19 protein-coding genes are annotated in these 25,669 nt (G+C 72.6%); 7 read left to right on the forward strand and 12 right to left on the reverse strand.

All coding sequences use genetic code 11. The annotated features are described in order from the left end of the window. On the reverse strand, positions 1–766 hold a 766-nt coding region (locus GXP76_RS19835; RefSeq protein WP_242572895.1), incomplete at its 3' end, for a winged helix DNA-binding domain-containing protein. A gap of 97 nt (positions 767–863) precedes the next feature. Then, positions 864–1,637 (reverse strand): VOC family protein, encoded by a 774-nt coding sequence (locus GXP76_RS19840; RefSeq protein WP_242572896.1) that lies wholly within the window; start codon positions 1,635–1,637, stop codon positions 864–866. A gap of 213 nt (positions 1,638–1,850) precedes the next feature. On the opposite strand from GXP76_RS19840, the gene GXP76_RS19845 reads away from it, so the two are divergent. Further along, positions 1,851–2,885: a LacI family DNA-binding transcriptional regulator gene (locus GXP76_RS19845; RefSeq protein WP_242572897.1), complete on the forward strand. Its 1,035-nt coding sequence runs from the start codon at positions 1,851–1,853 to the stop codon at positions 2,883–2,885. Positions 2,886–2,936: 51 nt separating this feature from the next. Here GXP76_RS19845 and GXP76_RS19850 read toward each other — a convergent pair whose 3' ends face one another. Both GXP76_RS19850 and GXP76_RS19855 read right to left on the reverse strand, forming a co-directional pair. Further along, entirely contained in the window at positions 2,937–3,584 is a 648-nt protein-coding gene (locus GXP76_RS19850; RefSeq protein WP_242572898.1) for a response regulator transcription factor, read from the reverse strand. Next, on the reverse strand, positions 3,575–4,795 hold the full coding sequence (locus GXP76_RS19855) for a sensor histidine kinase (RefSeq protein WP_242572899.1): 1,221 nt from the start codon (positions 4,793–4,795) through the stop codon (positions 3,575–3,577). The genes GXP76_RS19850 and GXP76_RS19855 overlap by 10 nt, the downstream gene beginning before the upstream one ends. A 688-nt stretch (positions 4,796–5,483) precedes the next feature. Here GXP76_RS19855 and GXP76_RS19860 point away from each other — a divergent pair. Further along, positions 5,484–7,061, forward strand: a complete 1,578-nt coding sequence (locus GXP76_RS19860; RefSeq protein WP_242572900.1) for a serine hydrolase — start codon at positions 5,484–5,486, stop codon at positions 7,059–7,061. On the opposite strand, the gene GXP76_RS19865 is transcribed toward GXP76_RS19860, so the two are convergent. From GXP76_RS19865 to GXP76_RS19885, 5 genes are all read right to left on the reverse strand, one after another. Next, positions 6,984–8,141, reverse strand: a complete 1,158-nt coding sequence (locus GXP76_RS19865; protein ID WP_242572901.1) for an XdhC/CoxI family protein — start codon at positions 8,139–8,141, stop codon at positions 6,984–6,986. The genes GXP76_RS19860 and GXP76_RS19865 overlap by 78 nt on opposite strands. Positions 8,142–8,219: 78 nt before the next feature. Continuing rightward, entirely contained in the window at positions 8,220–9,680 is a 1,461-nt protein-coding gene (locus GXP76_RS19870; protein WP_242572902.1) for an NCS2 family permease, read from the reverse strand. A 220-nt stretch (positions 9,681–9,900) separates the two neighbouring features. After that, entirely contained in the window at positions 9,901–12,285 is a 2,385-nt protein-coding gene (locus GXP76_RS19875; RefSeq protein ID WP_242572903.1) for a xanthine dehydrogenase family protein molybdopterin-binding subunit, read from the reverse strand. 2 nt (positions 12,286–12,287) lie between these two features. Next, complete coding sequence (locus GXP76_RS19880; protein ID WP_242572904.1) at positions 12,288–12,899, reverse strand: (2Fe-2S)-binding protein; 612 nt, start codon at positions 12,897–12,899, stop codon at positions 12,288–12,290. Positions 12,900–12,901: 2 nt separating this feature from the next. Further along, entirely contained in the window at positions 12,902–13,792 is an 891-nt protein-coding gene (locus GXP76_RS19885) for a xanthine dehydrogenase family protein subunit M (RefSeq protein WP_242572905.1), read from the reverse strand. A gap of 326 nt (positions 13,793–14,118) precedes the next feature. On the opposite strand from GXP76_RS19885, the gene GXP76_RS19890 reads away from it, so the two are divergent. Next, positions 14,119–15,915: a PucR family transcriptional regulator ligand-binding domain-containing protein gene (locus GXP76_RS19890; RefSeq protein WP_242572913.1), complete on the forward strand. Its 1,797-nt coding sequence runs from the start codon at positions 14,119–14,121 to the stop codon at positions 15,913–15,915. Between the two features lie 363 nt (positions 15,916–16,278). Next, the gene (locus tag GXP76_RS19895; protein WP_242572906.1) at positions 16,279–17,037 is read left to right on the forward strand and encodes a hypothetical protein; all 759 of its coding nucleotides are present in this window, start codon (positions 16,279–16,281) and stop codon (positions 17,035–17,037) included. Between the two features lie 235 nt (positions 17,038–17,272). Here the strand turns inward: GXP76_RS19895 and GXP76_RS19900 are convergent, their stop codons facing one another. Both GXP76_RS19900 and GXP76_RS19905 read right to left on the reverse strand, forming a co-directional pair. After that, a complete protein-coding gene (locus GXP76_RS19900) occupies positions 17,273–18,454 on the reverse strand; it encodes an acyltransferase (protein ID WP_242572907.1) in 1,182 nt (393 codons plus the stop codon). Between the two features lie 107 nt (positions 18,455–18,561). After that, positions 18,562–19,386: a GntR family transcriptional regulator gene (locus GXP76_RS19905; protein WP_242572908.1), complete on the reverse strand. Its 825-nt coding sequence runs from the start codon at positions 19,384–19,386 to the stop codon at positions 18,562–18,564. Between the two features lie 159 nt (positions 19,387–19,545). On the opposite strand from GXP76_RS19905, the gene GXP76_RS19910 reads away from it, so the two are divergent. Continuing rightward, positions 19,546–20,397, forward strand: a complete 852-nt coding sequence (locus tag GXP76_RS19910) for a (2Fe-2S)-binding protein (RefSeq protein ID WP_242572909.1) — start codon at positions 19,546–19,548, stop codon at positions 20,395–20,397. 226 nt (positions 20,398–20,623) lie between these two features. After that, complete coding sequence (locus GXP76_RS19915; protein ID WP_242572910.1) at positions 20,624–21,703, forward strand: DUF2637 domain-containing protein; 1,080 nt, start codon at positions 20,624–20,626, stop codon at positions 21,701–21,703. A 121-nt stretch (positions 21,704–21,824) separates the two neighbouring features. Here the strand turns inward: GXP76_RS19915 and GXP76_RS19920 are convergent, their stop codons facing one another. Continuing rightward, the gene (locus GXP76_RS19920; protein WP_242572911.1) at positions 21,825–22,241 is read right to left on the reverse strand and encodes an ATP-binding protein; all 417 of its coding nucleotides are present in this window, start codon (positions 22,239–22,241) and stop codon (positions 21,825–21,827) included. A 221-nt stretch (positions 22,242–22,462) separates the two neighbouring features. Between GXP76_RS19920 and GXP76_RS19925 the strand changes: the two genes are divergently transcribed. Further along, positions 22,463–25,588: a glycoside hydrolase family 38 C-terminal domain-containing protein gene (locus GXP76_RS19925; RefSeq protein WP_242572912.1), complete on the forward strand. Its 3,126-nt coding sequence runs from the start codon at positions 22,463–22,465 to the stop codon at positions 25,586–25,588. The last annotated feature ends 81 nt before the right edge of the window (positions 25,589–25,669 follow it).

Raw genomic sequence — 25,669 nt, forward strand, 5'->3', positions numbered from 1 at the left:
GGAAGGTGAGGAGTTGATCCCGCAGCCGCTCGAAGACCGGGCCGAGCCGTGTCAGCCGGCACCAGGTCTGCATGTCCTTGACCGAGGCGGGTCCGAAGGCGGCGAGGTAGCGCAGGACGGCGGTTTCCGGTGCGATACCCGCCGTCGCCACGCCGGGGCCGCCGGCCGCCTGTGCCCCGAACCACTTCTGTGCCGTCGTGAGCGTGACCTGACCGCTGCGGCCCCACAGCCCGCGCGGGGTGACCTGGACGAGCGGCAGCAGGCACCGCGCGGCGATGGAGAGGGCGAGCGGGTCGGCACCGGGCCACCGCTCGACGAGCGACGCCTTCAACTCCTTGAGCGGCAGCGGCTGTTCCTCGACCAGTTCCCTGCTCAGGGCGGCGAGCCGGTCCAGGTCCACTCCGACGAGGCCGTCGCGGAAGACGCGCAACTCCCGCTCGATCAGGGGCTGGACGAACGGGCGCAGCGCGAGGCAGTCCTCGGCGGTGTGGGTGTGGATGGTGGAGCGGAGCGTGACCATCCGGCCGACCTCGCGGGAGGCCATCAGCCCGGACAGTTCGGCGGGGTCGAACGCGTCGAGCCTGGCGGCAAGTTGGACGTACGGCGGCTTCACGTTCTGCGCCTGGAGCCCGACCAGATGGGTCACGGCGTCCTTGGCGGACATGGCCGCGCGCCGCAGCAGGAGCTGCCGTGCCAGGGTGGCGCGGTTGAGCGCGCGGGTACTGAGCACGGGGAGGGAACGCGGGTCCGTCGTCTTCGAGGCCATGGTCCGCACGTTACTCAGACTTGCGGACATCTTCTGTCCTCGACCGCCGGACGGGCCGCGCGGACGGCCCGTCCGGTGATCGGGAGGAACCCGGTGGTCAGGAAGCGGCGGCGACCGTGAACAGCGCCCCGTCCGGGTCGCGGAGCGTCGCCTCGGCCACCTCGGCGGGCGCGTCCGGGCTCGGCACGAGCGAGCCGCCCGAGGCGAGCGCGGTCTCGACCGCCGCATCCACGTCCCGCACGCTGAACCGCACGTGCCAGCGCGGCCGGATCTGCGGGTCGGGCGCGGCCTGTACGGCGCCGCCGCTGATGCGTGCCAGCACCTCGTCGCCGTCGAGGAGCACCGACAGGTCGTCCTCGTGCACCAGGCGCAGTTTCCCCTCGCCCTCCGGCTCCCAGCCGAGGGTGAGCGAGTAGAAGCGCCCCGCCGTGACGGCGTCCCTGGTCCGCAGATCCAGCGAGGCGGAGCCGCTGCCGCGCCCCATGGACCAGTCGGAGCGCACCGAACCTTCCCAGATCCCGAAGACGGCGCCGTCCGGGTCGACGGCGAGCGCCGCGCGGCCGGTGTGGAAGGCCAGCGGGCCGACGCCGACCGTGCCGCCGCGCTCCCTGATGCGGGCCGCGGCCTCGTCCACGTCCGTGACGTTGAAGTACGGCGTCCAGGAGACGGCCACCTGCAGCGAGGAGGCGAGTGCTCCGATGCCCGCGACCGGCAGGCCGTCGGTGAGTGCCACGGAGAAGTCGTCGCCGAGCCCGGCCCGCCGGTAGGTCCAGCCGAGAACCTTGCCGTAGAAGTCCTGGGCGCCCGGCAGTTCACGTGCGAGCAGGCTCACCCAGCATGGTGCTCCGGCGACTCCCTGTGCTTTCGGCATTCCACTCCGTTCCCTGGCGACTCAACCGCGATCCGGTAGGACCGCACCGGAAGGCTAATGCCCTTACGTGCAGGGCAGACACCTTTGAATGTATTTGAAGCTAATGCAGCGCGGCGGACGGGAAGTGTCCGCGATATGATCAACCACTTAATGTGGGAGCGCTCCCAGTGGTTGGATGACGGTGCCCGACGGAGCGTGGATGGAGGTCGCACGATGGTGGTAAAGGGACGCACGAGCCGGCCCAGCCAGCCCACGCTCGAAGAGGTGGCGGCGCTCGCGGGCGTGGGGCGCGGCACCGTCTCCCGTGTCATCAACAACTCCCCGCGTGTACGCGACTCCACCAGGCAGCTCGTCCAGGACGCGATCGCCGAGCTGGGCTACGTACCCAACCGGGCGGCCCGCGCGCTCGCCGGCAGCCGTACCGACGCGGTGGCGCTGGTGATCCCCGAGACCGAGAAGCGGTTCTTCGCGGAGCCGTACTTCTCCGACGTGCTGCACGGTGTCGGCACCGGTCTCGCCGACACGGAGATGCAGTTGCTGCTCACGCTCGTACGGAACGAGAACGAGCGCCGGCGCTTCCTCCAGTACGCGCGCGCCGGCCGGGTCGACGGCGTGCTGCTGGTGTCGGTGCACGGCGACGACCCGCTGCCCGACCTGCTCGCGGAGATGGGCCTGCCGACCGTGCTGAGCGGCCGACGCTCGGCGGACGAGCGGGTGAGTTACGTCGACTCCGACAACGTCGGCGGCGCCCGCTCCGCCGTACGCCACCTCGCGGAGACCGGCCGGCGGCGGATCGCCACGGTCACCGGGCCGCTGGACATGTACGTGGCGCAGTGCCGGCTCGGCGGATACCAGGAGGCGGTGGCCGCCTCGGGCGGCGATCCGGATCCCTCGTGGACCGCGCACGGGGACTTCACCGAGGAGAGCGGGCGCCGGGCGATGACGGAGCTGCTGACACGTCACCCGGACCTGGACGCGGTGTTCGCCGCGTCCGACGTGATGGCGGCCGGTGCCCTGCACTCGCTGCGGGCGGCGGGCCGCCGGGTGCCCGAGGACGTGGCCGTCGTCGGCTTCGACGACTCCCCCATCGCGGGACACACCGATCCCCAGCTCACCTCCGTACGGCAGCCGGTGGAGGAGATGGGGCAGGCGATGGCGCGGGTGCTGCTGGAAGGCATCAACAACCCCGGCGCACCGCACCAACACGCGGTGCTGCCCACCGAGTTGGTGCGGCGCGCGTCGTCCTGAACACGTTCGGCCGCTGCTCCCGCGTCCGGACCCCGTTGTCCCGCGCCCCCGTCAGGCGCGCAGATACGCGAGGACGGCCAGCACGCGCCGGTGGCCCTCGCCGTCCACGCGGAGGTCCAGTTTCTGCAGGATGGCGCTGACGTGTTTGTTGACCGCGGCCTCCGTCACGTACAGGTGCCGTGCGATGGCCGCGTTGGCGCGTCCCTCCGCCATCAGGGAGAGCACCTCACGCTCCCTGGGGGTGAGCCGCTGGAGCGGATCGTGCCGGCGGTGCAGGAGTTGGCGTACGACCTCCGGGTCCACCACCGTCTCGCCCGCCGCGACCCGGGCGACCGCGTCGACGAAGTCCGTCACCGCGCTCACCCGGTCCTTGAGCAGATAGCCGACCCCGCCGTCGCTCCCGAGGTCGAGCAGACGCGCGGCATAGGACTGCTCCACGTACTGGCTGAGCACCAGGACCGGCAGCGCGGGGTGTCCGCGGCGCAGGGCGACGGCGGCGCGCAGTCCGTCGTCGGAATGGTCCGGCGGCATGCGGATGTCGGTGACGACGATGTCGGGCCGGTGCGCGCGGACCGCCGTGATCAGACTGTCCGCGTCGCCCACCTCGGCCGCGAGCCGGTGGCCGAACCGGGTCAGGACACCGACCAGGCCGTCGCGCATCAGCGGGGAGTCCTCGGCGAGGACGACGGTCAGCGACATGGGATCTCCGCGTGCAGCAGGGTGGGGCCGCCGGCCGGGCTGGATATCCGGAGTCTGCCGTCGGCGGCGGCGACCCGGTCGGCGAGGCCGACCAGGCCGGTCCCGGCCGCCGGATCGGCGCCGCCCACACCGTTGTCGCTGATGCTGAGCGTCAGGACGTCGGCGTGCAGCCGCGCGTGCACCTCGGCGCGGGTCGCCGCGCTGTGCTTGGTCGCGTTGGCGAGGGATTCGGCGACGACGAAGTACGCGGCCGTCTCCACGGCGGCGGGCGGCCGGTGCGGCAGCCGGATGTCGACGGTGACCGGCAGGACCGAGCGGGCGGTGAGATTGCCGACCGCCTCGGGCAGTCCGTGGTCCGTCAGCGCCTTGGGGTGCACACCCCGGCTCAGCTCGCGCAACTCGTCGACGGCCAGGGTTACTTGTTCCTGCGCGTTGTCGAGCTGCCGGGCGACGGACGAGCCCGGCTCGGCGTCGAGCCGTGCCATGCCGAGCAGGACGTTGAGCGAGACGAGCCGCTGCTGGGCCCCGTCGTGCAGATCCCGCTCGATCCTGCGGCGCTCGGCGTCGAAGGAGCCGACGAGCCGGGCGCGGGAGGCCCGTACCTCGGTCAGCTGCCAGCCGAGTTCACCGTCGCGTGGGGCGAGGATCGCGCGGGTCATGGCGGCCCGCGCACCGGCCCAGACGGTGATGGTGTACGGCGCGACGGGCACCAGGCACACCGCGACGACCGCCAGCGGCCAGGCGTCCGGATCGCCGATGGGCGAGGTGGCGAGGAGCACCGGGACGGCGAGCGAGACCCCAAGTACCAGCACGTCCATCCACCACATCGCGGCCAACGACGCGGCGGTGAAGCCGAGTTCACGCCAGGTGGCGGGCTCCCGCAGCCGGGTGGCCAGCCAGCCGCGCACCCCGGGGACGGCCGGCGGGCGGTGCGGGTCGGGGAGCGGGTCGGGGTCCATCAGGCGCAGCCGCACGCGCTCGACACGGCTGACGACGATGCCGGACAGGCCCACGCCGAGGAGCGGTACGGCCCCGACACCCACGACCAGGGAGACGACACCGGCGAGTGTCATCGCCGCCAGGACCGCCAGGACGAGCGCGCCGAAGACACCGCCGGTCAGGAGATAGAGGAACGAACGCCAGGGCCAGGAGGAGATGAGGAACTTCCACGGGCTGCGGCCCACGGCCCGCCAGGCTGTTGAATGGTGCACCCGTCGACCGTAGCCGCGGGCCGTGGTCCGGACAGTAGGACCAGCACTACCTTCGGACTCCCACGCACGCCAATGACCCGGACCCGCGGCGGGCGGTGGGATACGGGTCATGTGGATCAGCACGAACAGACTCGGCACGAACGACCACCCGGCGGCCGGTCCCGGCGGCCCCACGGACGCCGCCCCGGCGGGCCCCGCCCCGGCCGCGCTCGCGCCGGGCACGAACCGGCCCGGCACGAACGGGCTCCGGACAGGCAGGCCCGGCACGAAAGGCGACCCGGCAGGCAGTCGCCGGACGGACGGGCACGGCAGCTCCGCGCCCGCCCGCCGCACGGCGGGACGGCTCATCGCCGCGCTCGGCCTCCCGGCCGTCGCCCCGGCGGGCCTCATCCCGCCCGTACTCGCGCCCGGCACGAACCGCCGGTCAGGCAGTCGCCGGACGGACGGTCGCCGCGGCTTCGCGCCCCTCCGACGCACGACGGGACGGCCCACTGCCGCCCTCGGCCTCACGCCCACCGCCCCGACCGCGCTCGCGCCCAACACAGACGGGTTCCGGACGAACCGGCCCGGCACGAACGGACGCCGCACGAACCGGCTCCGGACGGGCGGGCCCGGCACGAAAGGCGGCCCGGCAGGCGGGTGGCGGGGGTTCGTGGGTGTTCGGCGCGCGGCGAGGCGGCTTGGCGCCGTGCTCGGGGTCGCGGTCGTCGCCCTGGCGGGCCCCGCCCCGGCCGCGCTCGCGGGGCCGGGGCCGGCCTCCGCCGGACTGACCCCCGCCGCGATAGACCGCTTCGTGAACGGCTATCTGGCGGAGACCGGGCTGCCCGGCGCCGTGGTGGCGGTGACCAGGGGTCAGAAGGTCGTCCATACCGGCGGCTACGGGCGCACGGCCGGCGGAACGGCCATGACGGGGCGCACGCCGGTCCCGGTGGCCTCGCTCTCCAAGTCCATGACCGCGCTCGCCGTCATGCAGCTCGTCGAGGAGGGGAAGGTCGACCTCGACCGGCCCGTCCGGGGCTACCTGCCGGAATTCACCATGGCCGACGAGCGGGCGGCGAGGATCACCGTCCGACAGTTGCTCGACCAGACGTCCGGCATGGCCGACTCGGCCTTCCCCGATCTGGCACTGCCTCAGGCGCACACGCTGAAGGGGGCGGTGGCCCGGATGCGCGGGGCCCGTCTCGCCGCCGAGCCGGGGACCCGGTGGAACTACCACAACCCCAACTACTTCGTCGCGGCCCGGCTGGTCGAGGTGGTCACCGGGGAGCCGTTCGCCGACCGCCTCCGTGACCGTGTCTTCGCGCCCCTGCGGATGACGGACTCGCGTTCCGTCGACTCCACCACCGACATGCCCGAGGACGCGCGGGGGTACGTACGGGCCTACGGCCGCGTGGTGGAGCGCGCGCACCCGCGCTGGTTCACGGCGGGCGGCCACGGTGTCGTGACCACCGCCGACGACCTGGCCCGCTGGCTGATCGCACAGAACAACGGTGGCGTCGGCGCGGACGGCCGGCGGGTCGTCTCCGCACGGAGCGTGGACATCATGCACACACCGCCCGAGGGCGAGAACTACGCCATGGGCTGGTTGTTCAGCGAGGCGAGCGCCAGGAGCGGCGGGGAGGGCGGCGGGAAGAAGTCGCCGCCGCTCCAGCACACCGGCTCGCTGCTGACCCAGAACGCCATCCAGATCCTGCTGCCGGACCGGAAGACCGGTATCGCCGTCGTCAGCAACACCGGCATGGTCTCCGGCGACGACAGCGTGGGCATCTCGGACGGCCTGCGGGATCTGGCCGAGGGCCGAGCGGCGGAGATCAGGGAGCCGTTCTCCGTGACCGCCGATTACGTCCTCGCCGCGCTGACACTCCTGGCACTGGGGCTGGGCACGCTCGGCACCGTACGCGCGCCGCGCTGGGCCCGGCGCGCGGCCGGGCGCCCGCTGTGGCGTGCGGGGCTGCGGACGCTGCCGTACGCGCTCCCGGTCGCCTGCCTGGTGTGGCTCGCCGATCTGGTGGGGCTGCTGATGCGGCGGGAGGGCACGTTCGGCCAGGTGGTGTACGTGTGGCCCGCTCTGGTGGTCTGTGTCGCGGCGGCGGCCCTGGCGTCGGCCGCGGTGATCGCCTCACGGGGTGGCCACCTGACCCGTGCGGTGCTCCGGGGACGGCGGCCGGCCGGCGACGGGCGCGCGGAATCAGGCGACGGAACCGATACGGCCCGCGGGGGCCCGGCTCCCGTCGTGGTGGATCGGGGTGTGGGCGCCGGTCAGTGAGACACCGGTGCCGCCCCGCCGGTTCGCGACGATCTCCGCCGCGATCGACAGGGCCGTCTCCTCGGGCGTACGCGCCCCGAGGTCCAGGCCGATGGGGCTGCGGAGCCTCGTCAGCTCCAGCTCGGTGACGCCGACACCGCGCAGCCGCTCGTTGCGGTCCAGGTGCGTGCGCCGGGAGCCCATGGCGCCGACGTAGGCGACGGGCAGCTTGAGGGCGAGCCGCAGCAGGGGGACGTCGAACTTGGCGTCGTGGGTCAGGACGCAGAGCACCGTACGGCCGTCGGTCCGCGCCGAGATCGACTCCAGGTAGCGGTGCGGCCAGTCCACCACGATCTCGTCCGCGTCCGGGAAGCGGACGCGGGTGGCGAAGACGGGGCGGGCGTCGCAGACGGTGACGTGGTAGCCCAGGAACTTCCCCACCCTGACCAGGGCGGACGCGAAGTCGATGGCACCGAAGACGATCATGCGCGGGGCCGGCACGCTCGACTCGACGAGGAGGGTCAGGGGCCGTCCGCAGCGCGAGCCGTCCTCGCCGATCGTGACGGTGCCGGTGCGGCCCGCGTCCAGCAGGGCGCGGGCCTCGTCCGCCGCCGTTTCGTCCAGCGCCGGATGGCCGCCCAGCGTCCCCTCGTACGCTCCCCCGGGGCGTACGAGGAGCGCTCGGCCGCGCAGTTCGGCGGGTCCGTCGGTGAGCCGCGCGACGGCCGCCGCCTCCCCTCCGGCGGCGGCGGACAGCGCGGCGGCGAACACGTCCCTGCCGGGAGCGTCGGCGCGCACCGGGGTGACGAGGATGTCGATGACACCGCCGCAGGTCAGGCCGACGGCGAAGGCGTCCTCGTCGCCGTAGCCGAAGGATTGGAGGACGGTCTCGCCGTCGTCCAGGGACTGCCGGCACAGTTCGTAGACCGCGCCCTCCACACATCCGCCGGAGACCGAGCCGATCGCGGTGCCCTCGCCGTCGACGGCGAGGGCTGCGCCCGGCTGCCGGGGCGCGCTGCCGCCGACGGCCACCACCGTGGCCACGGCGAAGTCCCGTCCCTGCTCGACCCACCGGTTCAGTTCCTCGGCGATGTCCAGCATGTCGGCCTCCTCTGTTCTCTCAGTATCGGATGTGGGGAGGGGCGCGGCGCGCCGGCGCCGGCGCGGGCCCGGACGGCGTCAGCTCACGCCGAGCCAGCCCTCGATCGGATGGAGCGCGAAGAAGACCACGAAGATCACGGTCAGCCCCCACATGAAGGCGCCGATCTCCCGGACCCTGCCCTGGGCGATCTTGATGGCGACGTAGGAGATGACGCCGGCGGCGACTCCGGCGGTGATCTGGTAGGTGAACGGCATGATCACCACGGTCAGGAAGACCGGTACGGCGACGGCGCGGTCGCTCCAGTCGACGTGCCTGGCGTTCTGCATCATCATCGCGCCGATGACCACCAGGGCCGCCGCGGCGACCTCGCCGGGGACGATCTGGGTGATCGGGCTGAAGAACAGGCAGGCGGCGAAGAAGAGTCCGGTGACGACGGAGGCGAAGCCCGTACGGGCCCCCTCCCCCACACCGGTCGCGGACTCCACGAACACGGTCTGGCCGGAGCCTCCCGCGACACCGCCGACGACACCGCCCGCGCCGTCGACGAACAGCGCCTTCGACAGGCCGGGCATCCGGCCCTTGTCGTCGGCCAGCCCGGCCTCCGTCCCGACGCCGATGATCGTCGCCATGGCGTCGAAGAAACCGGCGAGCACGAGCGTGAAGACGATCATGCCGACGGTCATCGCGCCGACCTCGCCCCAGCCGCCGAACTCCACGTCCCCGAAGAGCGAGAAGTCCGGCATGGAGACGGCGCCGCCGGTCAGCTCGGGCGCTCCGCCCGCCCATGCCTTAGCGCCGATGACACCGGTGGCGTTGAGGACGGCGGCGACGGCCGTGCCGGCGACGATGCCGATCAGGATCGCGCCGGGCACGTCGCGCGCCTGCAGCATGAAGATCAGCAGCAGTGTGACGGCGAAGATCAGGACGGGCCAGCCGGCCAGTTCGCCGGCCGGGCCCAGGGTGACGGGCCCGCCGCCCTGCGAGGCGTGTACGAAGCCCGCCTTGACCAGGCCGATCAGCGCGATGAAGGTGCCGATGCCCATCGTGATCGCGTGTTTGAGCGCGAGCGGGATGGCGTTCATGATCAGCTCGCGCAGGCCGGTGACGACCAGCAGCATGATCACGACGCCGTACATCACGCACATGCCCATGGCCTGCGGCCAGGTCATGTGGGGGGCGACCTGCGTGGAGATGACGCCGGAGACGGAGAGGCCGGCGGCCAGCGCCAGTGGCACCTTGCCGACGAAGCCCATCAGCAGCGTGGTGACGGCCGCGGCGAGGACGGTGGCGGTGATGAGCGCGGGCTGGCTGAGCACATTGCCCGCGACATCCTTCCCGCCCAGGATGAGCGGGTTGAGCAGCAGGATGTACGCCATGGCCATGAAGGTCGTGACGCCGCCGCGCACTTCACGCGCGACGGTGGATCCCCGCTGGGATATGTGGAAATACCGGTCGAGCCAGGACCTTCCGGCCGGGGGACGCGAGCCTGGGCCGGCGTCCTCGGCGGTTGTCACGGGCTCCACGGACTGCTGGGTCATGGTGCCTACTCCCAAGGTTCACAGGGGCACCCGCGGAAAGACTTCAGATGCGGGATTTGGGATGGTGCGTGGGCTGCACGACCCGGGGGACGGCCCGAGGCGAACTGGGTTGTCTTACGAGGGTGTAACGGTGTGTGGTGCCGCCGCGAGCGGTGCGGCGGCGGCCGGGGCTCCGGCCGGCACGGGTGAGCGCCGACCGGAGCGTCCGGGCAGGTGCCCGTCAGGTGCCGGTCAGATGTTCCGGCCGTACGGGGGTCCTGTTCAGCTCCAGGCCCGTCGCGTTCCGGATCGCCGCGAGCACGGCGGGGGTGGACGACAGGGTCGGGGCCTCGCCGATGCCACGCAGCCCGTACGGCGCGTGTTCGTCGGCCAGTTCGAGCACGTCGACCGGGATGGTCGGCGTGTCGAGGATGGTGGGGATCAGATAGTCCGTGAAGGACGGGTTGCACACCTTCGCGGTCACGGGGTCGACGAGGATCTCCTCCATGACCGCCACGCCCAGGCCCTGGGTGGTGCCACCCTGGATCTGGCCGACGACGGACAGCGGGTTGAGCGCCTTGCCGACGTCCTGCGCCACGGCCAGCTCGACCACCTTGACCAGGCCGAGCTCCGTGTCGACCTCGACCACCGCGCGGTGCGCGGCGAACGAGTACTGGACATGGCCGTTCCCCTGCCCCGTACGCAGGTCGAACGCCTCCGTGGGGCGGTGGCGCCACTCCAGTTCGAGGTCGACCGACTCGCCTTCCAGCACGTCCACCAGATCGGCCAGGACCTCCCCGCCGTCGGTGACGACCTTGCCGCTCTCCAGGAGCAGTTCGGCCGTGGCCCAGGCGGGGTGGTACGTGCCGAACCTGGCGCGGCCGATCTCCAGGACCTTCTCGCGGACGTGCTCGCAGGTGTTCTTGATCGCGCCGCCCGTGACATACGTCTGACGGGACGCGGAGGTCGAACCGGCCGATCCCACCCGGGTGTCGGCCGGCTGGATCGTCACCTGGGCGACGCCCAGTTCGGTGCGGGCGATCTGCGCGTGGACGGTGACACCGCCCTGGCCGACCTCCGCCATCGCGGTGTGCACGGTGGCGACCGGCTCCCCGTTGATGACCTCCATCCGCACGCGGGCGGTGGAGTAGTCGTCGAAGCCCTCGGAGAAGCCGACGTTCTTGAGACCGACCGCGTAACCCACGCCCCGTACGACGCCTTCGCCGTGCGTGGTGTTGGACAGCCCGCCGGGCAGCGCCCGTACGTCGGCCGCCTCGCCCGCCACGAGCCACTGCCGCTCGGGCGGCATCGGGCGCGCCTTGACGCGGCGCAGCAGTTCGGCGACGGGCGCGGGTGAGTCGACGCGCTGGCCGGTGGGCAGGAGCGTGCCCTGCTCCATGGCGTTGAGACGGCGGAACTCCACCGGGTCCATGCCGAGCTTCGCGGCGAGCTTGTCCATCTGCGCCTCGTAGGCGAAACACGCCTGTACGGCTCCGAAGCCGCGCATCGCGCCGCAGGGCGGGTTGTTGGTGTAGAGCGCCAGGGCCTCGATGTCGACGTCCTCGACGACGTAGGGCCCCACGGAGAGCGAGGAGGCGTTGCCGACGACGGCCGGGGACGCGGAGGCGTAAGCGCCGCCGTCCAGCACGATCCGGCACCTCATGTGGGTGAGCTTGCCGTCCTTGGTGGCCCCGTGCTCGTACCAGAGTTTCGCCGGGTGGCGGTGGACGTGCCCGAAGAAGGACTCGAACCGGTTGTAGACCATCTTGACCGGCTTGCCGGTGCGCAGGGCCAGCAGGCACGCGTGGATCTGCATCGACAGGTCCTCACGGCCGCCGAAGGCCCCGCCGACGCCGGAAAGCGTCATACGGACCTTGTCCTCGGGCAGACCGAGGACGGGCGCGATCTGGCGGAGGTCGGAGTGCAGCCACTGCGTGGCGACGTAGAGATCCACTCCGCCGTCCTCGCCCGGTACGGCGAGGCCGGACTCCGGGCCGAGGAACGCCTGGTCCTGCATGCCGAAGACGTATTCGCCGGAGACGATGACGTCGGCGCGCGCCGCGGCCCCGGCGGCGTCGCCGCGCACGATGGGCTGGCGGTGCACGATGTTCGGGTGCGGTACGTGCTCCGCGTGGTGGTCGTCGCGGTGCTCGTGCACCAGCGGCGCGCCCTCGGCCGTCGCGGACGCCTCGTCGGTGACGACCGGCAGTTCGGCGTAGTCGATCCGGATCCTGGCGGCGGCGCGGCGCGCGGTCTCGGGGTGGTCGGCGGCGACGATCGCGACGGGTTCGCCGTGGTGGCGGACCTTGCCGTGGGCGAGGACGGGGGTGTCCTGGCACTCCAGGCCGTAGCGCTTCACCGCGGCCGGCAGGTCGTCGTGGGTGAGGACCGCGTACACGCCGGGGACGGCCAGCGCCTCGGCCGTGTCGATGGAGCGGATCTCGGCGTGCGCGACGGTGCTGCGCAGGGTGTGACCCCACAGCATGTCCTCGTGCCACATGTCGGAGGAGTACGCGAACTCGCCGGTGACCTTGAGGGTGCCGTCGGGGCGGAGGGTGGACTCGCCGATGCCGCCCCTGGTCCTGGAGCCCTGTGTGATGTCGGTGGGTGTGCCGGTGGTCGCCATGGTCATACCGCCTCGGACTGCCGGGCGGCCGCGAGGCGGACCGCGTCGAGGATCGTCTCGTAGCCGGTGCAGCGGCACAGGTTGCCGGAGAGTGCCTCGCGGATGTCCGTGTCGGACGGCGAGGGGTTGCGCTCCAGCATCTCGTCGGCGGTGACCAGCAGACCGGGGGTGCAGAAGCCGCACTGCACGGCGCCGGCGTCGATGAACGCCTGCTGGATCGGGGAGAGGTCGCCGCCTTCGCCGGTCTGCGAGTCGGTGCCCTTGGCCTGCCAGCGCCGGGCTCCCTGGAGACTCGTACCGCAGGCGCCGGAGCCCGCGTCGCCCGACGAGCCCGCGGAGGCGCAACCGCCGTGCGTCTCGCGCTCCTTGGCGAAGTCCGCGAGGCCCTCGACGGTGACGACGTCGCGGCCCTCGACCTGGCCGGCCGCGACGAGGCAGGCGCAGACGGGCAGACCGTCGAGGCGGACCGTGCAGGAGCCGCATTCGCCCTGCTCGCAGGCGTTCTTAGAGCCGGGCAGGCCCATGCGCTCCCGCAGGACGTAGAGGAGGGACTCGCCCTCCCAGACGTCGTCGGCCTCCTGGGGACGGCCGTTGACAGTGAAGTTGACGCGCATCGCTATGCAGCTCCTTCCAGCGTGGTGCCGCCGGCCCGGTACTGCTCCCAGGTCCAGCCGAGCGTGCGGCGGGCCATGATGCCCACCGCGTGGCGGCGGTACTTCGCGGTGCCGCGCACGTCGTCGATCGGGTTGCAGGCACCGGACGCGAGGTCCGCGAACTGCTTGGCGACCGACGGGGTGATGACCTTGCCGTTCTCCCAGAACCCGCCCTCCTCCAGCGCCGCGTTGAGGAAGTCCTCGGCGGCGCGGGCCCGCAGCGGGGTGGGCGCCGCGGAGCCGATGCCGGTCTTCACGGTGCGGGTGTCGGGGTGCAGGGCGATGCCGAACGCGCAGACCGCGATAACCATCGCGTTGCGGGTGCCGACCTTGGAGAACTGCTGCGGTCCGGACGCCTTCTTGATGAGGACGGACCTGATCAGCTCGTCCGGGGCCAGCGCGTTGCGCTTCACGCCGGTGTAGAACTCCTCGACGGGGATGCGGCGGACGCCGCGTACGGACTCCACCTCCACCTCGGCGCCCGCGGCGAGCAGCGCGGGGTGCGCGTCACCGGCGGGTGAGGCGGCGCCGAGGTTGCCGCCGACGGAGCCGCGGTTGCGGATCTGGGGCGAGCCGACGGTGTGCGAGGCGAGCGCGAGTCCGGGCAGCTCGGTCCGCAGGTTCTCCATGATGCGGGTGTACGGGACGGAGGCGCCCAGGCGGACGTGCTCCTCGCCGACCGTCCATTCGCTCAGTTCGCCGATGCGGCCCAGGTCCATGAGGTACTCGGGCCGCCGGTGGTCGAAGTTGATCTCGACCATGACGTCGGTACCACCCGCGATGGGTACGGCTGTGGGGTGCTCGGCCTTGGCGGCCAGAGCCTCCTCCCAGCCGGCGGGGCGAAGGAAGTCCATGAGTGGCTCTCTTCATTCGTGATCGGTCGTTCACTGGAGCCCGGGGGACGGCCGGAGTCCCTGCTGCCGGTCCGGTCGCCGGTCCGGATCTTCGATCCGCTTCTCGGTCCCGTTCCCGGTCCGGTTGTCTCATGCGGATATTCACTAGCTGTTAACGCTGTGTGGCCCAAGTACACCGGCCGTGCTCCGTCCGGTGCAGTCACCGAAACCATGAAGGAGTTGGCTGGGCGGCTTCCGGGTCTTGTAGATTCGAACAAAAGGCGATGCGGCGGACGCTCGCGGACCACGGCTCATCCAGGACGAGAGAAGAGATCGGCGGCGACGAGATGCGGCTGCGCGCACTGCTGGAGACCGATGCGCTGGGCCTGCGGCTGCTCGGTGGCCGGGACGAACTCGACCGGACCGTACGCGGGGTGATGACCACCGATCTGCGTGACCCCAGCCGCTATCTGTCGGGCGGCGAACTGGTCCTGACCGGCCTGGCCTGGCGGCGTACGCCCCAGGACTCCGAGCCCTTCGTACGGCTCCTCGCGAGCGCCGGGGTCGCCGGGCTGGCCGCCGGTGAGGCCGAGCAGGGCGCGATCCCGGACGACCTGGTCGCGGCGTGCCTGCGCCACCGGCTGCCGCTCTTCGCGGTGAACGAGTCCGTCGCGTTCGCGGCGATCACCGAGTACGTGGTGCGGCAGGTGTCCGGCGAGCGCGCCGGGGACCTCGCCGCCGTCGTCGACCGGCACCGCAGGCTGATGACGTCCGGCCCGGCCGGCGGCGGCCCCGAGGTCGTCCTGGACCTGCTCGGCTCGGACCTCGACCTGCGGGCCTGGGTGCTCTCGCCCACCGGGCGGCGGATCGCCGGAGCGGGCGAGCCGCTGTCCGGCGCGGCGGGCGCGGCCCTGGCGACGGAGCATCTGGCGGCCACGCGGGCGGGGCGGCGGGCGCCGTACCGGGTGGCCGTGGACGGCAGGACGTACTCGCTGTTCCCCGTGCGCGTCGCCGGACGCGGCGCGGCGGACGCTCCGGGGGCTCCGGGGGCTCCGGGGGCTCCGGGCACGGAGGTACGCGAGAGCGTCCTGGCGGACTGGCTGCTGGCCGTGGAGGCGGACGCCGGCGAGTGGGGAGCACCCCGGCTGGATCTGCTCCACGGCGTCACCCAGCTGATCGCGGTCGAACGGGAGCGGCGGGACGCCGCGCGTACGGTACGGCGCCGGCTCGCCCAGGAGATCCTTGAACTCGTCCAGAGCGGCGCCCCGCCCGCCGACATCTCGGCGCGGCTGAGGGTCGCGGCGCCGGTCCTGCTGCCCGGCGAAGGGGCGGCCCCGCACTGGCAGATCGTCGTGGCGCGCGTCGACTGGGACGGCGAGGCCGCGGGCGAGGGCGACGCGGCCGGCACCGGCCCGGTCGCCCAGTCGGTGCTTGAGGAGATCCTGGTCGATCCCGCGACGGCGGGCATGGAGTCGGGCGACCGGATCGCGGTGGCCCGTACGGGTGGCGAGGCGGTCGCGCTGGTACCGCTGGCGGTGGCTGCCGGCCCCGAGGACGGCGGTGACGGCGGGAGCGGGGACGACGGCGAGGACGGCGAGGACGGTACGGCGCCGGCCGGGGGCGCCTCCGACGCGAAGCCGGCGGACACGAGCCTGCGGGCCGACGTGCTGCTCGGCGCCGTACGCCAGCCACTGTCCGCAGGACTCGCCGACGACGGCCGGCTGACCCTGGGTGTCAGCGCGGCCGTGCACTCGGCCGAGGGCCTGCGCGGCGCGCTGGAGGAGGCCAGACACGCCCGCCGGGTGGCCGCGGCACGGCCCGGCCGGGTGTGCGCGGCCGGCCACCACGAGCTTGCCTCGCACGTACTGCTGCTGCCGTTCGTCCCGGACGACGTCCGGCGCGCGTTCACCGCGCGGCTCCTCGACCCGCTGCGGGAGTACGACCGCCGCCACCGCGCCGAACTGGTCCCGACGCTCGACGCGTTCCTCGACTGCGACGGCTCCTGGACGCGGTGCGCGGCCCGGCTGCATCTGCACGTGAACACGCTGCGGTACCGGGTGGGGCGCATCGAGCAGCTGACGGGCCGCGACCTGTCCCGTCTGGAGGACAAGCTCGACTTCTTCCTGGCGCTCCGGATGAGCTGACCGCGCCCGACACGCGTCACCCGGTGCCACGTTGACGGCCGTCACCCGTTGCGGTCACGGGTGAGATCCAACCGTGCGCCGGGGAGCGGCCCGTGGCGGCCCGCGCGGTGAACTCCCCACCGCCGGGCGGACGGCGAACCTCCCAGGTCAGCCCGTCGGCCCTACCCAGGGGGACCCTGCGGAACGGCGCTTCCGGCCGTCCTGACGGAGCGTCGGACAACCCTCTGTCGACCCCTTGTTGACCAAGGCATTGTGAATTTTTTCACCTGAACTATTGGCCCGGCGTGCCGATCCGTGCTGAGATGCGTGAGAACTCAACAGCACAATGGCGCGCTCGGGGAGGGCAATGTGGCGGATACCGCCATGTCTGGTTCCGGATTCACTACCGGTGACGACCCACTCCAGACCGCGATATGGCGGTTGCGCTCGCGCGGCTGTTGGACCGACGCCGCCGCTCTGCTCGCGCCCCACCCCGGAGCCGGGCCCTCTCTCCAGCGGGCGTCACTGCTGGTGGAGCGCTGCCTGTTCACGGGTGAGGGCTGGCCGGAGGCCGAGGACGCGCTCCGGGTCGCGGAGGCCACGGCGCGCGAGGACGACGAACGGGGCGGCGCGGCGTGCGAGCGCGGCCATCTCGCCTACGCGTCCACCGTCCTCGGAGTGCGTGACCGCGCCGACGAGGCGCGTGCCGCGCTCGGCAGGGCCGCCGCGCTGCTCGCCCCGACGGCGCCCGGCCGGCCGCTGCTCGACTTCCGGCGGGGCCTGATCGCCGAACACCTCTCGGACTCCCCGCAGTCGGCCCTCGCCGCGTACCGGCGCGCCCACGCGGGCGCCACCGCGCACGGACAGTCGCTGCTGCTCTCCTTCACCTGGCGCCATCTGGCCGGACTCGCCCTGCGCGAGGGCGAGTTGGCGGAGGCACGGCACGGCTTCGGCGAGTCGCTGCGGATCCGTGAGGAGCTGGGCTATCTGGTCGGTACGGCTCCGGCGCTCGCCGCGCTGGCCGACGCCGAACCGGAGCCGGAGGCGACGCGGCTGCGCGCGGAGGCGGGCCGGCTGTTCCGGCTGCTGGACGGCGTCCCGACCTGGCTGGCGGCACAACTCGCACCGAGCACCGCGGCCTGATCGGAAGCGGCCGGGTCTGGAGTGGACGGCCCGGACGCGTCCGGCCGGCCACGGACCCCGCCCAGGAACCGGCTCCTGGGGCCTGTCTCCAAAGCAGCGCGCCGCCCGCCCGAAGGGCGGGGCGCGCGGCGTCCGGCGCGGTGCACGGCAGAGGACCGGCCCCGTACCGGTCGTACTCGGCCGAGTACGACCACGCGGCGAGCGCGCATGCCGGCCCCCGCGGGCCGGACAGGGCCTAGCCGAGTGACCCGGACGTCGCGGGGCTGGTCTCGCCCGACGACGCCGGGTTCTTCCTCGCCTGCGGCCCCGCCCTCCGCAGCAGCCGCTCCAGCGGGTGTTCCACCCACTGGTACGCCATCCCCGCGACGGCCAGGCTGATCACGATCGCCAGCAGCCAGAACCCGGCGGTGGTGGTCAGTGACTCGGTGCGGCCGTAGCGGGCGAGCATGGCGCGGATGACGATCTCGTGCACCAGGTACCAGGCGAACGACCAGTGCCCCAGCCGTACCGCCCATGCCCCGCCGAGACCGGTACGGCCGCCCCGCAGATCCGCCTGCGCCGCCGCGCACACCAGCAGGGCGAAGATCGGCGCGGAGAGCAGCTGGGAGGCGCTGTACGGGCTGTACCAGAGGCCGTCCGGGGCGGCCTCGCGCCACGGGACGAGCGCCACGTGCCAGAGCGCGACCAGGGCGATCGCCGCCGGCAGCCCGACGGGTGAGCGCCAGCCGCGCTTGATGGCGAGCCCGGCGGCGACCCCGATGACGAACTGGAGCATGCGCGTCGGCGGGAAGTAGTCGAGCAGCCAGACCCGGGTGGAGCCCGTCCCGATCAGCGCGCTCGCGAACCACACGCCCACGAGCGCGACGGTCATCGTCACCACGACCCAGAAGCGGCCCCGGCCGGACTTCAGCATCGGCAGCAGCATCAGGAGCGGGAAGATCAGATAGAACCAGGCCTCGTCGCTGAGCGACCAGGCCGCCGGGTTCGCGCCCTTCTGGATGACCGTGTCGGGCACCCACGCGTGCACCATGAGCAGCGTCGCGAGGACGGCCTTGGTGGACACCTCCTTGCCGATCGCGATCCAGACGGCCACGGAGGCCGCCGACGTCACCACCAGCAGGGGCCAGATGCGGGCGAAGCGCCGCCACAGGAAGGCCTTGGCCGGCACCCGCTGGCCGTCGTAGGTCCAGGCCAGTACGAAGCCTGACAGGACGAAGAAGAAGGTGACGCCGCTGCGCCCGTACCAGGTGGCCTCGCTGATCCAGGGGATCTCCCCGACCTGCCGCGACAGGTGGTACAGCACCACGATCAGAGCGGCCCAGAACCGCAGACCGGTCAGGGACGGCAGCCGGTCCCGTCCTGACAGACCTGCCCGGTCCGTTGTGGGGATGGGCTGACGAGCACTGCTGGCGCGCATGACGTCCCGTGGTGTGGGTGACCGGAAGATGAAGAGTGAGTGACGCTACCCGTACACGCGCGCGGTGCCAAAGCCGGGTACGTACCCGGCGGACGCGCCGGGGGCACTCAGCCCGCGCCGCCGGTGAAGTGCTCCCGTACGAGCGAGCGCACGACCGGCAGATCCCCGGCGATCAGCGCGTCGAGCAGGGCGGAGTGCTCGGCGGCGTCCGCGACGAGCGCGGCCCTGACGGTCCTCGGCCCACCGGCGAGCTGCCACTGCGCGCGGCGGTGGAGGCCGTCGGCGGTCAGCACCAGTTGCCGGTTGCCGGAGAGGCCCAGGAGCGCGCCGTGGAAGGCGCGGTCGTGGTCCGCGTAGGCGGCGAGATCGCCGCGCGCCGCCGCCGTGACGGTCGCCTCGGCGAGCGGGCGCAGTGGCGCCCAGCGGTCGGCGGCGACGGTACGGGCCAGCCTCAGTATCACGGGGCCCTCGATCAGCGCCCGTACCTCGGCCAGCTCGGAGAGATCGCGGGCGGTGCGCTCGGCGACCCGGAAGCCGCGGTTGGGCACGACCTCGACGGCGCCTTCGAGTACGAGCTGCTGCATGGCCTCGCGCACGGGGGTGGCCGATACGCCGAAGCGCTCGCCGAGCGCGGGCCCGGAGTAGACCTCGCCGGGCACCAGCTCGCCACTGACGAGGGCGGTACGGAGCGCGTCGAGGATCTGGCCGCGTACGGAGTGCCGCCGGACCGTCCGGCGCGCGCCGGGCTCGGGCGAGGTGGCGGGCACGGCGCGGGGCGCGTCGTGCGTGTGCTCGCCGCGCGCCTGTTCCGGGACTCGCGGGGAGCCGGCGGCCCGTGTCCGGCCCGGCGACGGCGCGGGCCGCGGGCTCACGGCCGGCTCCTGGCGGGCGGAGGGCGCGGTCGCGTCGTCGTGCGCGCTGCCCTGCTCCATCGCGCGTCCTCCTCCGGCCCTCACGTTCGCGGTCGTCCCGGCTCGCGCGAACCGGGCCCCCGGAGCACCATAGGCGGACAGGGTGACAGTTCAAACATGATTCGTGTCGGGTAAGGTAAGCCTCACCTTCAATCGATCGCGATTCGGTGGTCCCCAGGAATGTCTTCGCGTGCTCTGCTGCCCGGCCGGTTCTCCTCACCGGTCGCCGATGCCTACGGGCGGCTGACCGAGGTCTTCCCCTCGCTGGGCATCGACGAGCTGACGGACGGTGAGCGTCCGGCGGCGGGCGACGGCTGGGTCGGGGCGACCGATCTCGCGGCGGGCGGATCCGCAGTCGACACGTTTCTCGCGTGGGACGAGGCACAGGTGGTGCGCGACTACGGTCAGCGCGCCCGCCCCGATGTCGTCGCGACCTTCGGACTGCACCGGTACGCCTGGCCCGTCTGCCTGTTGATGACCGTGCCGTGGTTCGTCAGCCGCCGGGTGCCGCGCATCCCGGTGGACCACGTCTCCTTCCAGCGGGCGCGGGGCCGCATCGCCGTCCGTGTCACCGAGTTCGCCTGCCTTCCCGGCGATCCGGCCGCCGGGCTGCCGGGCGCCAGGGTCGTACCGGACGAGGAGGCGCTGCGCGCGGAGGTGCGGTCGGCGGTGGCGGAGCATCTCGGCCCGGTACTGGCCGCGTTCGGGCCCCGCATGCGGCGCCGCAACCACGCCCTGTGGGGCATGGCGACGGACGAGATCGTCGAGGGGCTCTGGTACATCTCGCAGCTGCTGGGCGAGGAGCGGCGCGCGATGACCGAGCTCGATCTGCTGCTGCCGGGGACGACGAAGCCGTACGTCGGTACGGCGGGCTTCCGTGAACTGCGCGGCCCCGGCGGCGAATCGCTGCCGACCAGGGACCGGGCGAGCTGCTGCTTCTTCTACACGCTGCGGCCCGAGGACACCTGCGTGACCTGCCCGCGTACGTGCGACGCCGACCGGGTCCGGCGGCTGAGCGCAAGCCGCAACTGACCTTCACGCGCCCTTCGTTGGACCATGCCACTCGTCCGGGTTGTATGAGGGCGGGTCGGATTCGAAAGCAACTCGGGCCCTTCGCCCGTCCGTTCGAGCAGAGTCCTTCTATTCGCGTATTCTGTCGCCTCGTTGGCGTCCTCTTGCCCCGAAACCCTCCTGCGCGCAGCCGTGGTTCGGCCAATATGGCGCCCGAAACGCCCCACTGCGATGCAAGGGACCCCGCATGCGACTGACCGACCCACCGCTCAACTGGCTGCTTCCGGGCGGCGTGATGCTCATCGGAGTTCTGGTGGCGGTGGCTTTGATCGCGCGCGGCAAACGCGCCGGCGTCAAGACCGCGGCCGAGGACTCCTGGGAGCGCAGCGAGGAGCGCCGCAGACGGAAGGAAGCGATCTACGGAAGCGCGTCCTATCTGCTGCTGTTCTGCTGTGCCGCGGTGGCCGCCGCGCTCTCCTTCCACGGCCTCGTCGGCTTCGGCCGGCAAAACCTCAATCTCACGGGCGGCTGGGAGTACCTCGTGCCGTTCGGCCTCGACGGGGCGGCGATGTTCTGCTCCGTACTGGCCGTGCGGGAGGCGAGCCACGGCGACGCCGCGCTCGGCTCGCGGCTGTTGGTGTGGACGTTCGCCGGTGCCGCCGCCTGGTTCAACTGGGTGCACGCGCCGCGCGGCATGGAGCACGCGGGTGCGCCGCAGTTCTTCGCCGGCATGTCGCTCTCGGCCGCCGTGCTCTTCGACCGGGCGCTGAAGCAGACCCGCCGGGCGGCGCTGCGCGAACAGGGCCTGGTGCCCCGTCCGTTGCCGCAGATCCGGATCGTCCGCTGGCTGCGGGCGCCCCGTGAGACGTTCGGCGCCTGGTCGCTGATGCTCCTCGAAGGCGTACGCACGCTGGACGAGGCGGTCGACGAGGTCCGCGAGGACCGCAGGCAGAAGGAGCGGAACAAGCACCAGCGGCGCGAGCAGGAGAAGCTGGGCCGGGCGAGGATCAAGGCCCTCAACCGGCAGCACCGGGCCTGGGGTCGCGGCCGTGGCCGCCAGGTCGAGTTGCCGGGAGCGGCGCCCGTACCGGCCGTGGCCGGCGGCGGCGGTGCGCCGCCCGCTGTCGGTGCCGCCTCTCCGGAGCCCGTCATAGGCGAACTGCGCGAGGCCGACCCGTCGCCCGTACGGTCCCAGCCCTCTCTCCAGCCGGTGAAAGGGTACGAGGCACGCACCGTCGACCTGACCGCCGAGGACGACACCCAGGCGCTGCCCCGGCTCGACTCCCTGGAGCGCAAACTCAGGCATCTGGAGCAGCAGTTCGGCTGAGCGTCGTGCGCGGCGCGGCGCCTCACCCCGGGTGAGCACAGGACAGACGACCGGCGTGGCGGGAGACCGTCACGCCGGTCCCTTGTGTCATGCCTCCCCGTTCGGCGGTCGCGTCCGGGGCTCAGGCCGCCTCACCGTTCAGCTCGAACCAGACCATCTTGCCCAGCCCCTGGGTCCGCACCCCCCAGGCGTCGGCGAGTCCGTCCACCAGGACCAGCCCCCGCCCGTGCGTCCCGTCGTCCTGGGTCGGCGCGTTGGGCGTCGGCGGAGCGTCGACGAAGTCCCGTACCTCCACCCGTAGCCGGGAGTCGGCGACCGTCGCCTTGACGACCGCTCCGTGCTCGGTGTGCACCAGCGCGTTGGTGACCAGCTCGCTCGTGAGCAGCTCCGCCACCTCCGCCGACTCGCGCTCCCGCCAGTGGCTCAGCAGCTCGCGCAGCGCGTGGCGCACCTCGGGCACCGCCGTGAGGTCGGCGCTCTCCACTCTGCGGAGCAACTGCTTGCGCAGCAGCCGCGCCTGCTCCCCCGTGCCTCTCATGTCCCCCATCTCCCCCATGCCCCCGTTGTCGGTACGAGCTGCCTCTCTTGAACGCTCTCCCCAGATGCATTCCCCACTCGCCTCCGGCCACTCATGACGATGCGGGACGGTGTGACGGTGAGTGCCTGGTGCTTCTGGGGGGAAGTGAGGGGTTGCGAGATCGGCCGGACACCTGGAGTCTGCCGTTCCGGAAGGCTGAGCCGTAGATCTGAGGAGCCTCGATGCACGACGACCGCACCCTGGTGGAGGGCCGGCTCGAACGCGCCCTTCGCCAGTTCATCCGCCCCGCCCAGTACGCGGCCAGGACGCCGCTCGTCCTCTCCGTCTGGGACGTGCCGGGCGAGCCGGTGCCCGTGGAGCAGGCCCTCCAGGCCACCTACGAGCCGTTCCACACCGGCACACCGTGGGGTCCGCCCTGGTCCACCAGCTGGTTCCGGCTCGAAGGCGTCGTGCCGGACGAGTACGCCGGGCTGCGCGTGGAGGTCGTGATCGACCCGGGCTTCACCGGCGAGGGACCCGGCTTCCAGGCCGAGGGGATGGTGTACGACGCGGCCGGTGTGCCCATCAAGGGCGTCCACCCGCGTAATCGCCACGTCCCGGTCGGCGCGCCCGCCGAGGGCGGCGAGGCGGTCCATCTGCTCCTCGAAGCGGCGGCGAACCCGTCGATGCCCGCCCACTTCCTGCCGACGCGGCTCGGGGACGTGAAGACGGCCGGTGACACCCCGCTGTACACGTTCGCCGCCGCCGACATCGCCGTGCTGGACGAGAACGTGTGGCATCTGGTGCTCGACATCGAGGTGCTGTCCGAGCTGATGGCGGAGCTGCCCGCCGACCGGTCCCGGCGGCACGAGATCCTGCGCGCCCTGGAGAACATGCTGGACGTGATCGATCTGCACGACGTGGCGGGTACGGCGGTGGCGGCCCGCGCGGAACTGGCCGAGGTCCTGGCCAGCCCGGCGGCGGCCAGCGCGCACCGTGTCTCGGCCGCCGGGCACGCGCACATCGACTCGGCGTGGCTGTGGCCGCTGCGCGAGACCGTGCGCAAGGCGTCCCGGACGTTCGCCAACGTCACGGCGCTCGCCGGGGAGTACCCGGAGCTGGTCTTCGCCTGTTCGCAGGCGCAGCAGTACGCGTGGGTCAAGGAGCACCAGCCGCACATCTGGGAGCGCATCAAGAAGGCCGTGGCGGACGGCAACTGGTCGCCGGTGGGCTCGATGTGGGTGGAGTCGGACGCGAACATGCCGGGCGGCGAGGCGCTGGCCAGGCAGCTCGTGCACGGAATGCGGTTCTTCCAGGAGGAGTTGGGGGTCGGGACGGAGGAGATCTGGCTGCCGGACTCCTTCGGCTACACGGCGGCGTTCCCCCAGCTGGCCAAGCTGGCGGGCGTGAAGTGGTTCCTCACCCAGAAGCTGTCGTGGAACCAGACCAACAAGATGCCGCACCACACGTTCTGGTGGGAGGGCATCGACGGCACCCGTGTCTTCACGCACTTCCCGCCGGTCGACACGTACAACGCGCAGTTCCACGCGTCGGAACTGGCCCACGCAGAGCGGAACTTCGCCGACAAGGGCCGCGCTTCGCGCTCCCTGGTCCCGTTCGGCTGGGGCGACGGCGGTGGTGGTCCCACCCGCGAGATGATGGAGAAGGCGCGCCGACTGAGGTCCCTGGAGGGCTCGCCGCGCGTCGAGATCGAGAAGCCCGCCGCGTTCTTCGCCGCCGCCGAGGAGGAGTACGCGCAGAAGGCCCCGATCTGGTCGGGTGAGCTGTATCTGGAGCTGCACCGGGCGACGTACACGACGCAGGCGAAGACCAAGCAGGGCAACCGGCGCAGTGAACACCTGTTGCGGGAGGCCGAGTTGTGGGCGACGGCCGCCGCGCTGCGCACACCCGCGTACACGTATCCGTACGACGAACTCGACCGGCTGTGGAAGACGGTCCTGCTGCACCAGTTCCACGACATCCTGCCGGGCTCGTCCATCGCCTGGGTGCACCGGGAGGCCAGGGACACCTACGCGCGGGTGCGGGAGGAGCTGACGGAGATCACGGCGGCGGCCGTCGCGGCCCTCGGCGGCGGTGGCGGCGCCGCCGGAGGTGGTGCGGCGGTGTTCAACACCTCGCCGTACGAGCGGACCGAGGTCGTCGAGGCCGACACGGCGGACGTTCCCGAGGGCAGCGCGGTGCAGGCGCTGAACAGCCACGGCCGGTCGGCGGTCGCCGTACGGGTGCCGGGGCTCGGCGCGACGGCGCTGGCCGCCGCCGAGGGCGCGGGCGAGACCGCGGACGTGACGACGCGCGCCGAGGGCTCGGGCGTGATCACCCTCGACAACGGGCTGCTGCGGGTCACCGTCGACCGCGACGGCCTGCTCACCTCCGTGACGGATCTGACGGCGGACCGTGAGGTCCTGGCGCCGGGCAGCCGGGGCAATCTGCTCCAGCTGCATCCGGACCACCCCAACCAGTGGGACGCCTGGGACATCGACCGGCACTACCGGCACCGGCACACCGATCTCACGACGGCCGAGTCCGTTCAGCTCGTGGAGCAGGGGCCGCTGCGGGCGACGGTCCGGGTGGTCCGTACGTTCGGCACGTCGTGGATCGTGCAGGAGATCCGGCTCGCGGCCGGCAGCCGGCGCGTCGACGTCGTCACCGAGGTCGACTGGCAGGAGTCGGAGAAGGTCCTCAAGGCGGCGTTCCCGCTGGACGTGCACGCCGAACGGTCCACCGCCGAGATCCAGTTCGGGCATGTGCACCGTGCCACGCACGCCAACACCAGCTGGGACGCGGCCCGGTTCGAGATCTGCGCGCACCGCTGGCTGCGGGTCGCCGAGCCCGGCTACGGGGTGGCGGTGGTCAACGACTCGACGTACGGCCACGACGTGACCCGCACCGAGCACGACGAGGGGCTGGGGACGACGGTACGGCTGACGCTGCTGCGGGCGCCGCACAGCCCGGACCCGGAGACGGACCTGGGCACGCACCGGTTCGCCTACGCGCTGGTCCCGGGCGCCGGGGTGACGGACGCGGTGCGCGAGGGGCTGGCGCTCAATCTGCCGCTGCGGGTCGCCGCCGCTCCCGCGTCGGCGCCGCTGGTGTCCGTCGACCATCCGGCGGTCACGGTGGAGTCGGTGAAGCTCGCCGAGGACCGCAGCGGTGATGTGGTGGTACGGCTCTACGAGTCGGCGGGCAACCGCGCGTCGGCCCTGCTGCGGACCGGCTTCCCCGTCGTACAGGCCCAGGTCACCGACCTGCTGGAACGACCGCTGCACGAGGCGGGTACGGGCGCGGAGGGTCTGCGGGTGGCGCTGCGCCCGTTCCAGATCCTCACCCTGCGGTTCACACCGGCGTAGGCGAGAGGACGGGAGGGGTCAGGGCCTGTCTTCAAAGTGGCGCCGTCCGCCCGCAGGCCAGGCGGGACTTTGAAGACAGGC

The organism is Streptomyces sp. NP-1717, assembly GCF_022695985.1.
Taxonomy (GTDB): Bacteria; Actinomycetota; Actinomycetes; order Streptomycetales; family Streptomycetaceae; genus Streptomyces.

What these genes read in the sequence shown, in the direction of transcription:
- GXP76_RS19840 (WP_242572896.1), bottom strand. Translation starts at nt 1,637, where the DNA reads ATGCCGAAAGCACAGGGAGTCGCCGGAGCACCATGCTGGGTGAGCCTG.
- GXP76_RS19845 (WP_242572897.1), top strand. Translation starts at nt 1,851, where the DNA reads ATGGTGGTAAAGGGACGCACGAGCCGGCCCAGCCAGCCCACGCTCGAA.
- GXP76_RS19850 (WP_242572898.1), bottom strand. Translation starts at nt 3,584, where the DNA reads ATGTCGCTGACCGTCGTCCTCGCCGAGGACTCCCCGCTGATGCGCGAC.
- GXP76_RS19865 (WP_242572901.1), bottom strand. Translation starts at nt 8,141, where the DNA reads ATGCTGGACATCGCCGAGGAACTGAACCGGTGGGTCGAGCAGGGACGG.
- GXP76_RS19870 (WP_242572902.1), bottom strand. Translation starts at nt 9,680, where the DNA reads ATGACCCAGCAGTCCGTGGAGCCCGTGACAACCGCCGAGGACGCCGGC.
- GXP76_RS19875 (WP_242572903.1), bottom strand. Translation starts at nt 12,285, where the DNA reads ATGGCGACCACCGGCACACCCACCGACATCACACAGGGCTCCAGGACC.
- GXP76_RS19880 (WP_242572904.1), bottom strand. Translation starts at nt 12,899, where the DNA reads ATGCGCGTCAACTTCACTGTCAACGGCCGTCCCCAGGAGGCCGACGAC.
- GXP76_RS19885 (WP_242572905.1), bottom strand. Translation starts at nt 13,792, where the DNA reads ATGGACTTCCTTCGCCCCGCCGGCTGGGAGGAGGCTCTGGCCGCCAAG.
- GXP76_RS19890 (WP_242572913.1), top strand. Translation starts at nt 14,119, where the DNA reads ATGCGGCTGCGCGCACTGCTGGAGACCGATGCGCTGGGCCTGCGGCTG.
- GXP76_RS19895 (WP_242572906.1), top strand. Translation starts at nt 16,279, where the DNA reads ATGTCTGGTTCCGGATTCACTACCGGTGACGACCCACTCCAGACCGCG.
- GXP76_RS19900 (WP_242572907.1), bottom strand. Translation starts at nt 18,454, where the DNA reads ATGCGCGCCAGCAGTGCTCGTCAGCCCATCCCCACAACGGACCGGGCA.
- GXP76_RS19905 (WP_242572908.1), bottom strand. Translation starts at nt 19,386, where the DNA reads ATGGAGCAGGGCAGCGCGCACGACGACGCGACCGCGCCCTCCGCCCGC.
- GXP76_RS19910 (WP_242572909.1), top strand. Translation starts at nt 19,546, where the DNA reads ATGTCTTCGCGTGCTCTGCTGCCCGGCCGGTTCTCCTCACCGGTCGCC.
- GXP76_RS19915 (WP_242572910.1), top strand. Translation starts at nt 20,624, where the DNA reads ATGCGACTGACCGACCCACCGCTCAACTGGCTGCTTCCGGGCGGCGTG.
- GXP76_RS19920 (WP_242572911.1), bottom strand. Translation starts at nt 22,241, where the DNA reads ATGAGAGGCACGGGGGAGCAGGCGCGGCTGCTGCGCAAGCAGTTGCTC.
- GXP76_RS19925 (WP_242572912.1), top strand. Translation starts at nt 22,463, where the DNA reads ATGCACGACGACCGCACCCTGGTGGAGGGCCGGCTCGAACGCGCCCTT.